The organism is Synechococcus sp. RC10A2, assembly GCF_047502605.1.
Map to the genome: position 1 here is coordinate 1 of NZ_JANSHP010000047.1, position 12,391 is coordinate 12,391.

At 59.5% G+C, this 12,391-nt stretch carries 13 protein-coding genes and 1 pseudogene; 7 read left to right on the forward strand and 7 right to left on the reverse strand.

Going from position 1 to position 12,391, the window contains the following annotated elements; all coding sequences use genetic code 11:
* Nucleotides 1–233 precede the first annotated feature (233 nt).
* Nucleotides 234–1,196 carry a Gfo/Idh/MocA family protein gene (locus NW848_RS06400; RefSeq protein WP_240527890.1) on the forward strand — a complete coding sequence of 321 codons (963 nt, stop codon included), beginning with the start codon at nt 234–236 and terminating at the stop codon, nt 1,194–1,196.
* A gap of 28 nt (nt 1,197–1,224) precedes the next feature.
* Here the strand turns inward: NW848_RS06400 and NW848_RS06405 are convergent, their stop codons facing one another.
* The 3 genes from NW848_RS06405 to NW848_RS06415 all read right to left on the reverse strand — a co-directional run bounded on the left by NW848_RS06405 (nt 1,225) and on the right by NW848_RS06415 (nt 2,736).
* Nucleotides 1,225–1,788: a (2Fe-2S) ferredoxin domain-containing protein gene (locus tag NW848_RS06405; protein ID WP_041438576.1), complete on the reverse strand. Its 564-nt coding sequence runs from the start codon at nt 1,786–1,788 to the stop codon at nt 1,225–1,227.
* A complete protein-coding gene (locus tag NW848_RS06410; RefSeq protein ID WP_041438578.1) occupies nt 1,772–2,038 on the reverse strand; it encodes an Asr1405/Asl0597 family protein in 267 nt (88 codons plus the stop codon). The genes NW848_RS06405 and NW848_RS06410 overlap by 17 nt, the downstream gene beginning before the upstream one ends.
* A gap of 146 nt (nt 2,039–2,184) precedes the next feature.
* On the reverse strand, nt 2,185–2,736 hold the full coding sequence (locus NW848_RS06415) for a Dps family protein (protein ID WP_011431259.1): 552 nt from the start codon (nt 2,734–2,736) through the stop codon (nt 2,185–2,187).
* A 248-nt stretch (nt 2,737–2,984) separates the two neighbouring features.
* On the opposite strand from NW848_RS06415, the gene NW848_RS06420 reads away from it, so the two are divergent.
* Nucleotides 2,985–4,238: a YcjF family protein gene (locus tag NW848_RS06420; protein ID WP_011431260.1), complete on the forward strand. Its 1,254-nt coding sequence runs from the start codon at nt 2,985–2,987 to the stop codon at nt 4,236–4,238.
* Between the two features lie 7 nt (nt 4,239–4,245).
* Here NW848_RS06420 and NW848_RS06425 read toward each other — a convergent pair whose 3' ends face one another.
* Both NW848_RS06425 and hslO read right to left on the reverse strand, forming a co-directional pair.
* Nucleotides 4,246–5,268, reverse strand: coding sequence for a glycosyltransferase family 2 protein (locus NW848_RS06425; protein ID WP_011431261.1), 1,023 nt, complete (start codon nt 5,266–5,268; stop codon nt 4,246–4,248).
* Between the two features lie 49 nt (nt 5,269–5,317).
* Nucleotides 5,318–6,280 (reverse strand): Hsp33 family molecular chaperone HslO, encoded by a 963-nt coding sequence (hslO, locus tag NW848_RS06430; RefSeq protein ID WP_414510848.1) that lies wholly within the window; start codon nt 6,278–6,280, stop codon nt 5,318–5,320.
* Between the two features lie 373 nt (nt 6,281–6,653).
* On the opposite strand from hslO, the gene NW848_RS06435 reads away from it, so the two are divergent.
* From NW848_RS06435 to ribB, 5 genes and pseudogenes are all read left to right on the forward strand, one after another.
* Nucleotides 6,654–6,950, forward strand: coding sequence for a DUF6464 family protein (locus tag NW848_RS06435; protein ID WP_414402838.1), 297 nt, complete (start codon nt 6,654–6,656; stop codon nt 6,948–6,950).
* A 161-nt stretch (nt 6,951–7,111) separates the two neighbouring features.
* Entirely contained in the window at nt 7,112–7,600 is a 489-nt protein-coding gene (locus NW848_RS06440) for a M67 family metallopeptidase (protein WP_011433657.1), read from the forward strand.
* Between the two features lie 246 nt (nt 7,601–7,846).
* The gene (locus NW848_RS06445) at nt 7,847–8,128 is read left to right on the forward strand and encodes a MoaD/ThiS family protein (protein WP_011431265.1); all 282 of its coding nucleotides are present in this window, start codon (nt 7,847–7,849) and stop codon (nt 8,126–8,128) included.
* Nucleotides 8,129–8,130: 2 nt separating this feature from the next.
* Complete coding sequence (gene moeB / locus NW848_RS06450; protein WP_011431266.1) at nt 8,131–9,294, forward strand: molybdopterin-synthase adenylyltransferase MoeB; 1,164 nt, start codon at nt 8,131–8,133, stop codon at nt 9,292–9,294.
* Nucleotides 9,295–9,510: 216 nt separating this feature from the next.
* Nucleotides 9,511–10,653: pseudogene (gene ribB, locus NW848_RS06455) on the forward strand (3,4-dihydroxy-2-butanone-4-phosphate synthase); the annotation flags it as partial.
* Between the two features lie 54 nt (nt 10,654–10,707).
* Here the strand turns inward: ribB and NW848_RS06460 are convergent.
* Entirely contained in the window at nt 10,708–11,133 is a 426-nt protein-coding gene (locus tag NW848_RS06460) for a hypothetical protein (protein ID WP_011431268.1), read from the reverse strand.
* 136 nt (nt 11,134–11,269) lie between these two features.
* Entirely contained in the window at nt 11,270–12,259 is a 990-nt protein-coding gene (locus NW848_RS06465; protein WP_041438581.1) for a GntR family transcriptional regulator, read from the reverse strand.
* Nucleotides 12,260–12,391 lie beyond the last annotated feature (132 nt).

Genomic DNA, 12,391 nt, shown 5'->3' on the forward strand with positions numbered 1-12,391 from the left:
CTTTCTCTCCTTCCTCTTGAATACCTGTACCCTATTTTAAATTAAAAGGCTGTATTGCCGCGCGGGTTTTGCACCGCAGTAGGTCGTTTTCCTGGAGAAGCTCTGTACTAAAAGAAGCAACTAAAGTGGCTCAAGGGCTTTTCCGCCTCGCACCCAAGTACGGGGCTACCAAGCTATCCTTTTGTGTAATGCTACAGAAAGAGACAAGCAGGGGAAGGAAACAGGCCTTGCGGGTGGGGATCATTGGCACTGGCTATGCAGCTCGCTCACGGGCAGAAGCCTTGCGCAAAGATGGGCAGGTGCAGATTGTGGCAGTTGCTGGCCGAACCCCTGAGCGAAGTGCTGCTTTTGCCGCCGAGTTTGGGGCGGCGGCCTATTCCGACTGGTCTTCCCTGTTCTGCGAGCAGCCGCTGGATTTGGTGTTTGTTAGCACCATCAATCGGGATCATGCGGCCATCGCCCGTGCCGCCCTGGAGGCCGGGATCCACACCGTTGTGGAATATCCCCTGGCCCTGAGCGTTGCCGAAGCTCGCTCCCTGGTGCAATTGGCAGCGGAACGGCAGTTGCTGTTGCACGTAGAGCACATAGAGCTCCTCAGCGGCGTTCACCAGTTGCTGAGACGGGAGCTGGCAGGGCTGGGCAAGTTGTTTGCCGTTCGCTACATTACCCTCACTGCCGCCCACCCTGCCCCCGACCGCTGGACTTATCGGCCCGACCAGTTTGGCTTCCCCCTCACAGGGGCTGTCTCCCGCATCCACCGCCTGGTGGACTTGTTGGGAAAGGTAGAGCGGGTGAGCTGTCAACTGCGCTACGACGGTCCAGACTTGCCCCACCGCTACAGCAGTTGCTACTGCACAGCCCACCTAAGTTTTGCCAGTGGGCTGCTGGCGGTGTTGACCTATGGCAAAGGGGACTCCCTGTGGTGCTCCCAGCGCCTATTGGAGTTCCATGGCCAGCGGGGGGGCCTGCTGATCAACGGCGAAGAGGCGACCCTGTTGCGCCCTGGCAGCGCCCATCCCCTGGAGACCGGATCTCGCCACGGCCTGTTTGAGCAAGATACCCGCATGGTGCTGGCTCACCTGCGCTGCGGCAGCCCTCTCTACGTGGATCCGGAGAAGATGCTCCACGCCCTAGCTGTGGCCGAGGCCGCCGAGCGGTCTGCCCAAACCCAGCAGGTTGTCTGCGTCCAGGATTAGATCCCTTAGCAGCAGGCGACGTTGCCGCTCAAGGAGAAGGAACTGGGTCTGCCAGCGGAAAGTGCCGCTGCAACAAAGCCGGGATCCCTTGCGGAGAAACGCCGCTGTAGCGAGCCTTGTCGGGCAGGAACACCACGTTGGGCCCCCGTTTGCAATCTTTCATGCAGCCCACTCCCTGCACCCGGATGGTCTCCGGGTAGGCCGCCAAGTGGGCCTGCAGAGCCTGCATCACCGCCATCGCCCCCCGCCGACAGCAATCAGACTTCTGACAGACCAAGACAACGCCTTTCCTCCCTTCCTCCGCTCCGGGAGCGGCCTTGGGGGAAGCCTGGACAGGAACCACGCGGCAGAGCACCCATTTCTCTCGCCCCTTGAATGGATCCACCTCCCGCTCCCCGGCGATCTGAAGCCTATCTCCGGGTTTGAGGCTGCGGTAGAGCTCAGAACGCAGCGGCTTGGGGATCTTGCCAGCAAACACTTCTGCCCCGGCCTGCCAGCGCAAGTACTTGAGCTTGCCATCCTTATCGGGAAGAAATCCCAGGAACTGGCCCTCTGCCTCAAACGGGATCCTTTGCTTAGCCAACTTGCTCATCTTGTCCCCCAGCGTTGAGCTGCCAACATATCTCTAGGCTGTCCAATAACTCCCGCCGCCGCGCCGTGTATTGGCGGATCACGCTGCGCACCTGCACCAGAGCCAAAGGCGTGTCCACCTGCACCTGCAAATGACCCTCTCCCGTACAAACCGCTGGGATCCCCAACTCCACCAGCCGCCGCCCAATGCGCCAGCGCTCCCCCAAGGGGATCTGCAAACAATAGCCGCTCCCAGAAGATACAAAGTTCATGGCCAGAAGCAACGCCTCATCAATAAGAGTAGACCTGGAAAGCTACTAGGGAGAGTAATTCTCAATCAATGCTTACAAGAAAAACAAAAGCCAGCGCAGAGAGGGTAGCAGGCTCGCCGACCTGACGGGCCTGCCCTGGATCCCGACTAGGCTCTGCCGTCCATCAAGCCAAACACCAGGCTGTCGTTGGCCAGGAAGTGGCTGAGGTGGAAGGCCCGGTCTTCCGTCTTCAGCAAGATCTGCTCGTAGAGGTAGCGGGTGGCGCGATCCCCTAGGCTTTCCGCTTGAGCGGCCTGACGCCGCAGCAGATCAATGATGGCCTGCTCCGCGGCCAGATCGTTCTTCAGCATTTGCCGCGCCTCAAAAGCGCCATCCGGCTCAGGGGTAAAGCAGCAGAGGCGAGCCAAGGTGGCAAAGGTGGCTACCGGCACACCCCCTAGACCTTCAAGGCGTTCTCCCAGGTCGTGAACATGTTCCCTCACCTGCTCGTAGTGATCCTTGAATAACTGGTGCAGCGGGTAGAACTCGGTGCCCTCCACTACGAAGTGATGCTTCTGGTATTGCAAGTACAACCCTTGGAAGCTGGCCAGAAGGGCGTTCATCCCCTCGCAGATCGGCTGGGTCACCTCCAGGCCGAGGGAGACAGGGTTGTTGCGCACGCTGTTGAAGGCCTGGCGCAAGGTTGCGGTTTCAGACATAGGGCAAGGTTCTCCAAGGTAAAGAGGACACAGCTATCTACCCAGTCTACTTAATTGAGTCGATCCAGGAGATCTTGGGGCTGTCCCCACCCCAGCATAGTCCAACTCGGCGCTTCTTGTGAACAGCTCTCAATAAAGTGCTGGTTGTAGCAGAACCGGTGGGCCGGTCAGGGAGGAGTCGCATCCCTTCGCGATTTACACTAGACTGGGAGCGTTAGCCCAGTTGATCCCGTACTTGGGGATGGAGCATGTCTCAAACGGAGCCGGAAAGCCGCTCCTGGATAGAAAAACTGATTCGCCTAACCCATCAAACGGTTGCGCGAGCTCGGGGGCAACAGGGAGATCTAGAAGATTCGGCCGGCCACCTGTTCAAACGCCACCTGTTCAAACAGAGCCTGCTGGAAGCGGAGGCCGAAATGGGCCATTGCAACGTCCTGGTGATCGGCAAAAGCGGGGTGGGCAAGAGCACTTTGGTCAACGCGGTGTTTAAAGATGAGCTGGCCCGCACCGGCGTCGGCAGCCCCGTCACCCGCCACATTCGCCAATATTCCAAGCAAGGTTGCCCGATCACCATCTACGATACGCCTGGCATGGAGTTGGCCGGCGAGCAGAATACTCAGATCCGCCTCGAGGTGGCCCAACTAATCGACGAGCTGCGCCTCAAGGATCCTGAACATCACATTCACATTGTTTGGTATTGCATCCACCACGAGCTGAAGCGGCTGGAGGAAACCGAGCGCAGGTGGCTGAGGGAACTGGAACTCAAAGATGTGCCGGTCATCTTGGTTTTAACTCAATGCCTGGAATACCCCAATCCGGAAGAGAGCGAGTTTTTCCAGTATTTGCAGCGCCAAAATCTCCCTGTTCGCTACATTGTTCCTCTTTTGGCTAAGGACAAGGTCATTAACCGGCAACTCACCATCCCCGCCCACGGGCTGGAGCATCTGATCGGCTGCACCTTGGAGCTGCTGCCGGAAGTGGCTCGCCTTGCCTTTATCCGCCAGCAATTGCTGCGGGTAGATCTCAAAGCCGATGCTGCTTTTAAGTATGTATCGGGCTATGTGGCCAGCGCGGCCTTTATTGGGGCAACCCCCCTTCCTTTTGCCGATGCCCCTCTGTTGGTGGCTGCTCAGATTGGCATGATTGCCAATATCAGCTTTATCTTCGGCTACAAAGCTTCCCCTTCTTTTTATTACTCTTTGATGGCGGCTTTGGCAGGCGTTGGGGGCGCAGTGGTGACCGGGCGGGCCATTGTCTCGAACCTGCTGAAGCTGATCCCCGGCGTGGGATCCCTGGCAGGCGGCATCATCCAATCCACCACAGCCGCTACCCTGACCCTTTCCCTTGGCCTGGCCTATATTGAGCTGATGAAGGCCATCGCCCGCGCCGAAATCCAAGGAATCCAGCTTTCCCAGAAAGAGATGCAGGAGATCTTTGTGCGCGAGTACCAAGAATATGCCGGACGCAGAACCCAGAAAAATGAGGTGGGAATAAGAGCATAAGAGCTTTTCATCCCGGCTTTTGAGTGGGCAGCGAGCCCGAGCTGCAAACAGGATAGGATCCTGGAGAAGGCGAATGTCCTGAGGTCTCGAACCCAAAGGCGCCTTGGACTAGGTACAGTGGCCGGCCTTTCACCTCTTCAAAAACGCGGCCCAGATACTCTCCAATTACGCCCAGGCTGATCAACTGGATCCCGCCCAAAAACAAGGTCATCACCGCCAAAGAGGCGTAGCCGGGCACATCAGAGCCAAACAGCAAAGTGCGGATGATCAGAAAAAGGCCGTACAGCAAAGCCAGCACGGAAATCCCCAAGCCCAGATAGCTCCACACCCGCAACGGCCAAGAGCTAAAAGAGGTAATGCCTTCTATGGCCAGGTTCCACAACCGCCAGTAGTTCCACTGGCTTTTGCCGCGAAAACGGGGGGCGCGGTCGTAAAAAATGGCCACCTGACGATAGCCCACCCAGGCAAAGATCCCTTTCATAAAGCGGGTGCGCTCCCGCAGTTGCCTGATGGCGTCCACCACCTGCCGATCCAATAGCCGAAAGTCCCCGGTATTGCGCGGGATCCGCACCTGGCTGAGCTGGTCGATGACCCAATAAAACCCGTTGGCCGTCAAGCGCTTGAGCCAGCTCTCTCCCCGGCGGCTGCGGCGCACCGCATACACCACCTGATACCCCTGCCGCCACTGCTGCAGCATCTCCGGGATCAACTCCGGGGGATCCTGCAGGTCGGCGTCGATGGGCACAACGGCTCTGCCCGCAGCGTAGTCCAAGCCGGCGGTGAGGGCAATTTCCTTGCCAAAACCGCGGGAGAGGTTCACCACCTTGATGCGGGGATCCTGACGATGGAAAGCGATCAGCTTTTCCAGCGTGTCGTCCTCGCTGCCGTCGTTGACACAGATGATCTCGTAGGGGATCCCCAACGGATCCAAGGTTAGGCGCAGGCGCTCGAACAAATGTTCCAGGTTGTCCGCCTCATTTTTGCAGGGGATGACAACCGAGAGCTCAGGGGCAGCAGGCTCAGAGGACATAGGAGAGCAGGGATCCCGTACCTGGCGATTATTCTGCCATCACGGGGTGCTATGGGTTTGCCGACATCTCCGCCACAATCGAGCGCAGCTCATCCTCTGAGATGCGGTAGACCTCGTTGCAGAACTGGCAAACCGCCTCTGCTCCCTTATCGGTGCGGATCATGTCGATGAGCTCGTCCCGCCCCAACATGCGCAGTGCCCCCTTCACCCGGTCGGAATTGCACTGGCAATAGAAGCGGATGGTGCGCACCTCCGGCGCGATCTTGAGATCCAAGTCGCCCAGGCAAATTTGCAACAGCTCCCGCAAACCGCCGCCGTAGGCCAGCATTGGGCTGAATTCCTCTACTTTGGCCAAACGGGCCTCCATCTCCGGGATCAGACTGGCTGGCGCTCCCGGCATGAGCTGCATCAGCACTCCACCGGCGGCGCGCACCCGCTGGGAATCGAGGTTCACCCCCAAAAGAACTGCCGAAGGGATCCGCTCCGAGGAGGAGAGGTAGTAGCTGATATCATCTCCCACCTCTCCCGAAACCAGTTCCACAGCACTGGTGTAAGGCTGGCCGTAGCCCAAGTCCCGCAGCACATGGAGGTAGCCGTAACGCCCAACGGCCTGACCCACATCCAACTTGCTCTCAGGGGTGAGAGGAAGTTCAATGGCAGGGTTGCTCACATAGCCGCGTACCGTGCCGTCCATGCCGGCATCTACGTAGATGCCGCCCAAGGGGCCATTTCCCTTCAGTTGCAGGTTGATCCGCGCCTGGCGTCGCTTCAGGTTGGCCGCCAGCAACAGGGCTGCACTCATAGCCCGCCCCAGCGCCACTGTCGCCACATAGGAGAGCTTGTGCCGCTCCCGCGCTTCCTGGACTGCCTGGGTGGACACCAAGCCCACCACCCGAATCTTGCCCTCCGCCGCCGTAGCCCGGATCAGGTGATCCGGAAGAGATGAAGGCGGTGTACTCTCAGAAATATCCTTGGTTCGCTTCAATCGTTCTGACCCAGAGGCATCCGTCATCACAACCTCAACTCCTGCCTCGAAAGCAAGCCTGCAGGGATCCCCTGGCGACTTACTTCTTTCCCCGTAGGCTCGCTGCCACTTCGCTATAAGTCGGAGCCAGCCTCTACTATACCATCATAGGCGGCTTATCCCCCTGCCCACTAGCCAGCAGCTTGCTCCGCTAGTTTTTCGGCTCAAAGCCAATCACCTTGCCCATGCTGCCGCTCTGCCCTCCGGTTGGCAAAGCGGTTCTTCATCCCAAGTAAGATAGGGAGCGTTTGCAATTCTTCTGCAATTTTTCCCTCTCCTACCAGAGTGTGCCATCCTGAGGATCTAGGCTGATCCAACGCGACCCCCAGCCTGTTGGCCTTACTCTCTGGGTGACTGCTTCATGTTGGATAACCTCACTGCCTACGTCTCGGAACATGCGGCCAAGCGTCGCTGGCGGGAACGCGCCTACAGCCGATTTTTGCAAGATTGGCGACGGCAAGTGGTGCTGCTGCGCCGTCAACGGGCCGGCGAATTTGGCCCACCCCTGGGGGATCCCTCTTGTGTTTTCAGTGCCCACTCGGCCTGGTTGCGCTGTGCCGTCCATCCCCAAGGGCCGTGCCAGGGTTGCCCCCACTATGCCCCCGTCACCCCTCCAAAGCCAGAGCCACCTCTGGGTTCACTCGATGGACGGGTCTGACCGCGCCACACTGGTGGCCGAACATTTTCAGCAGCGGCGGCCTCTGCGGAACGGCCTGCCCGTTGCGCCCCAATGGCATCCGCTGTAGCTAAGTTGAGGGATCCCCGGCCAACTTGTGCCAGAATAAAAGAACGGTAACTCCATCGGCAAAGGCGAGATTCATGGCCCTCTACCTCTCGGCAGACCACCTTCACAGCATCCGCCAGCACGGCGAACAAGCCTTTCCCCACGAGAGCTGCGGCATTTTAATTGGGGAAATCCGGGGATCCGACAAGATCATCCACGAGCTTTGGTCGGTGACCAACACCTGGGATCAAGCGGAAAACCCTCTGGCAGACGGGGAATCCAGCCGCCGCCGCTTTTTGATCGATCCGGCGGATTTCAAGCGGGCCAACGACCACGCGGTGCGCAAAGGGCTGGGGATCCTGGGCACCTATCATTCCCACCCCAACCATGCGGCCATTCCCTCCGAGTTTGATCGGCAGCATGCTTTTCCTTGGGGCTTTTCCTGTGTGATCGTCAGCGTGCGCGAGGGCAAGGCAGAAGAGGTGGTGAGCTGGGTTTTGGATGAGCAGGAGCAGCCCCAACGGGAGCCGATGCAGATGCTGGAAGACATTCGCATCCCCCCGCTCCCGGCTTTGGCAAGCTAGAGTCGTTTGGGCTTTGCCGCTGTTTGAGGCTGAAGTTCACGGCTAAGTTCAGTTGGGATCCTTGAAAGCTGGGATGGGTACCACCGGAAAAAGCGGTAGTCTAGTGCTGAACCTTGTCTGTAACATAGCTGAATCCTCAAAGTCAGTAGACAGCCCCAACAAGATCGACAAACGGATAGGTCAGCCCAGATCCTCTGGATCCTCAAAAGTCTCCAGTAGATACCCAAGATCTCTCCCCGAACTCCCATGGCAACCAAAGTTCTGATCCCCTCTCCCCTGCGCCCCTACACCGACAACCTGGAAGCTGTCGAGATCGAGGGCAGCAATGTCGGCGAAGTGATGAGCAACCTGATCGCCCGCTATGGCGAGCTAAAGCGCCACCTCTACACAGAAGACGGCAAGTTGCGCAATTTCGTCAACGTTTACCTCAATGACGAGGACGTGCGCACGTTGGCCCAAGGCGACAACACGCCGGTGGGAGAACAAGCCGTCATCAGCATCGTTCCTGCTATTGCCGGAGGGCGTTGACCATGTTGAACCTGGACACCAGCCAAGTCAGCCTCTCCCGCGAGGAGATGGAGCGCTTTTCTCGCCACCTTATCCTGCCAGAGGTGGGCCTGGAAGGGCAGAAGCGGCTGAAAGCGGGCAAGGTGCTGTGCATTGGCACCGGCGGGCTGGGCTCGCCCCTGTTGCTGTATTTGGCGGCAGCCGGTGTGGGGCGGATCGGCATCGTCGATTTCGATGTGGTGGATGTGTCGAACCTGCAGCGGCAGGTGATCCACGGCACCTCCTGGGTGGGCAAGCCCAAGGTGGAATCGGCCAAAAACCGCATCCTGGAGATCAACCCCTATTGCCAGGTGGACGTTTACAACACCGCTCTGAAGGCCCACAATGCCCTGGAGCTGTTTGCCAACTACGACGTGATCGTGGATGGCACCGACAACTTCCCCACCCGCTACCTGGTCAACGATGCCTGTGTGCTGACGGGCAAGCCCAATGTCTACGGCTCGATCTTCCGCTTCGAGGGGCAGGCGACGGTTTTCAACTACGAGGATGGGCCCAACTACCGCGATCTCTACCCCGAGCCACCGCCACCGGGGCTGGTTCCCTCCTGTGCCGAGGGGGGCGTGCTGGGGATCCTGCCCGGCATCATCGGCCTGATCCAGGCCACCGAGACGGTGAAAATCCTGCTGGGCATCGGCACGACCCTGAGCGGGCGGCTGCTGCTTTACGATGCTCTAAAAATGAGCTTCCGCGAGCTGAAGCTGCGCAAAAACCCCGCCACTCCCCCCATCACCCAGCTCATCGACTACGAGCAGTTCTGTGGGATCCCGCAAGCCACAGAACAAGCCAGCCAAGCGGAGATCCCCGAGATCAGCGTGGCTGAGCTGAAGGCGCGGATGGATGCTGGCCAAGACTTTGTGTTGGTCGATGTGCGCAACCCCAACGAGTGGGAGATCGGCCGGATCCCTGGCGCTCACCTGATCCCGTTGCCGCAAATCGAAAACGGCGATGGGGTGGAGCAGGTGCGAAAACTCCTCAACGGCTCGGAGCTAATCGTCCACTGCAAGAGCGGGGTGCGCTCGGCCAAGGCCTTGAAGATTCTGCAAGCAGCCGGGATCCAAGGGAAAAACCTGCGCGGGGGGATCCTGGCCTGGGCTGAGGCTTACGATCCCTCCATTCCCAAGTACTAGTTCAAAGCCCTGGCTGTCCCTTGCCCTGCAGTTGAAGGCACAAGCGGCCTGCCGCTGCGCGGAAGCCAGCCCAGTAGCAGTGCGGTCAAGGGCGGCTGTCTGTTTCGGCTTCTCTCCTGCCCTTTGTCCTGCTCTAGCATAGATCGTCGAGGGTTCCTCTCCCTTTTTCGCCTCCCCTTTTCCATGAGTGCCACTTTGCCGGCAGAGACAGAAACCATCTTTCACTCCATCCCCGAAGCCCTGGAGGACCTCAAGTGTGGTCGCATGGTCATCGTGGTCGATGACGAAAACCGGGAAAATGAAGGGGATCTGATCTGTGCTGCCCAGTTTGCCACGCCAGAGGTGATCAACTTCATGGCCACCTATGGGCGGGGCCTTATCTGTCTGGCCATGCAGGGATCCCGCCTCGACGAGCTGAAGATCCCGCTGATGGTGGGGCAAAACACCGACAGCAACCAGACAGCTTTTACCGTCAGCATTGATGCCGGGCCAGAGTTAGGGGTTTCTACAGGCATTTCCGCTGCCGACCGCGCTCGCACCATCCAGGCGGCCATCCATCCCCATACCCGACCGGAAGATCTGCGCCGCCCTGGGCATGTCTTTCCGCTGCGGGCGCGGGAGGGCGGGGTGCTCAAACGGGCCGGCCACACGGAAGCGGCGGTGGATCTGGCCATGTTGGCCGGGCTGTACCCGGCAGGGGTGATCTGCGAGATCCAAAACCCGGATGGCTCGATGGCCCGCCTGCCCCAGTTGATCGAATTTGCCCGTCAGCACAATTTGAAAATTATCACCATCGCCCATCTGATCGAGTACCGCCTGCGCACCGAACGGCTGGTGCACCGGGGGGCTATCGCCACTTTGCCGACGGAGTTTGGCCAGTTTCAGGTCTACGGCTACCGCGACACCCTTAACCAGGTAGAACACCTGGCGCTGGTGAAGGGGGATCCGACCCAATTTGCCGCCAAGCCCGTCCTGGTGCGGGTGCATGTGGAATGCCCCCTGGGGGATGCGCTGGGATCCCTGCGCTGCGACTGTCGCCGCCAATTGACCGCCGCCCTGAAGATGATCGACCACCAGGGCCAGGGGGTGCTGGTGTACCTGCGCCGGCAAGAGCTCAGCCTTATCGAGCAAATCAAGTCCTATGCTCGCCAAGATCTGGGGCTAGCTGAAACTGCGCCGCCAGCAGCGATGGATCTGCGGGATTACGGCATTGGCGCCCAGATCCTACGCGATGTGGGGGTGCGGAAGATGCGCCTGATCAGCAATACCTCTCGCCACATCAGCGGCCTGAAGGGATTTGGCCTGGAAGTGGCCGAGCGGGTGCCCCTACTGCTGGAAGAGGAGGACGTGAATTTGCACTTGAAGCCCTCCTGCCCCCTCAGCGGGAAATCCGAGCCGCAACTCTACTCCGGCTTAGGCCTGTAGAGCGTTGTAAGGCCGAGCGCCCCGGTAGAAGAGGGATCGCGCTGAAGGCAGCTCGGCATCGACCCTAGAGACCTCAGCAGCTCGCTCCCAGAAGCGCCAGAAGACTCGCCTGCGGGGGGAGGGAGACGGTGCCGCTGGCTGAGAAGAACCCCCCTGCAACAGTTGCTTCGGCAAAACCGGCACTTCCGATCCCACCCGCGACCACACCTCAAACCTAGGAGGGCGCACCACCACAATGCTGATCAAGGAGCCGCGATCCATCTCGCGGCGGCAACTGGCGATAGCGTCCTGCAGCCGAGCAAAGCTGCGGTTAAAAGCGTAGAAATAATCCTGAAAGCGGATGGCCTCCCAAAACCCTTCCTTTGTCACCGCCACATGGTCGTGGTCGGCGGAGGCGTAGTCGAGGATCACCATACGTGTAAAGACTGATTAGTGATGAATCAAATCAGGATGGTTTTTTACCGTATTTCCACTTAAGCACGACATTGCACAGCCCGTCATCCGCGAAATGGCTTGCTTGCAACAAAAGGAGTTTTCTCGCCCTTGCTGCTCATGGGATCCCGCCCAATTCCTGTTGCAGCTTGGCCATGGCTGCTTCTCCGATGTGAGGGGAAGCACAGACCAGGTTGGGCGTGCGGATCAGGTCGGATCGGGCTTGGCGCACCAGAGCGCGCAGGGTAGAGTAGCTGGCCTCGTCGCAGATGAGGGTGTGGGCGCGGCGAATCAGGGATCCCACCCGTTCCGTATCGGAAATCACCGCTGTCAGCACCAGCAGGTCTGCTCGCAAGCTTTGGACGATCACCTCGGCAACTTCTAGTAGGGCAGTGCTGATGCTCACCAGCCCCAGACAAGCGTGGGAAGGCAATTGGCGGATCAGGGCAATTTCGCGGGCGTAATCCGACACCTCCACCGGGAGCACACGGGCCCCCCGCGGCTGGGCAATGGCCTCGACAGCGCTGAGAAAATAGTGCAGCGTCACCACAGTGCCGGAATGGATCTGATCCAGCACGGCGGCCAGGTCTTCCAACAGCACCAACTGGACCCGGATGCCCAAAGTCTGTTGGATTTGTTGAGCCATGAGTTGTCCTGTGCCCAAGTCTCGGCGGGGCACGCACACCAGCACCTGAGCACTGCAGCGCAGCCGCCAGTCGATCTCGGCCAGCAGCAGATCCCGCACCTGCTCCAGAGAAAAGCCTTGCTGCTGAAGCTGATCGATGCCCTGACGCACCTGCTCCAGCGCCTGTTTGGATCGATCCAGGTTCTTGCTGAGACCGCGAGAACGGTTAACCGCCTGGCGAGCAGTGCCGCTCACGTAAATGCCGGAGGCGGCGCGAGTTTCCACCAGGCCCATGGCCTCCAGTTGGTGGTAAACCTTGTGGATGGTGTTGCGATGCAGGCCCGTCTGCATGGCCAACTGACGGGTGCTGGGCAGGCGACAGCCGGGAGGAAATTGCCCGCAGGCAATGCCAAAACAGAGCAAGTTGAAGAGCTGGACTGAGCCAGGGATCCCGCTCTCCGGCTGAATAGAAATGCGCATCATGGCCTGCTTTTCTCCGTGACGTACTCCCGCACCCATGCTGACGCATAGAGTGCAGGCTTCCCAGTGACTCCTGCCCGATAGCAGGACATTTCCTGAGCTTGAAGAACGGGACGCCCCACCGCTCTGGATTTG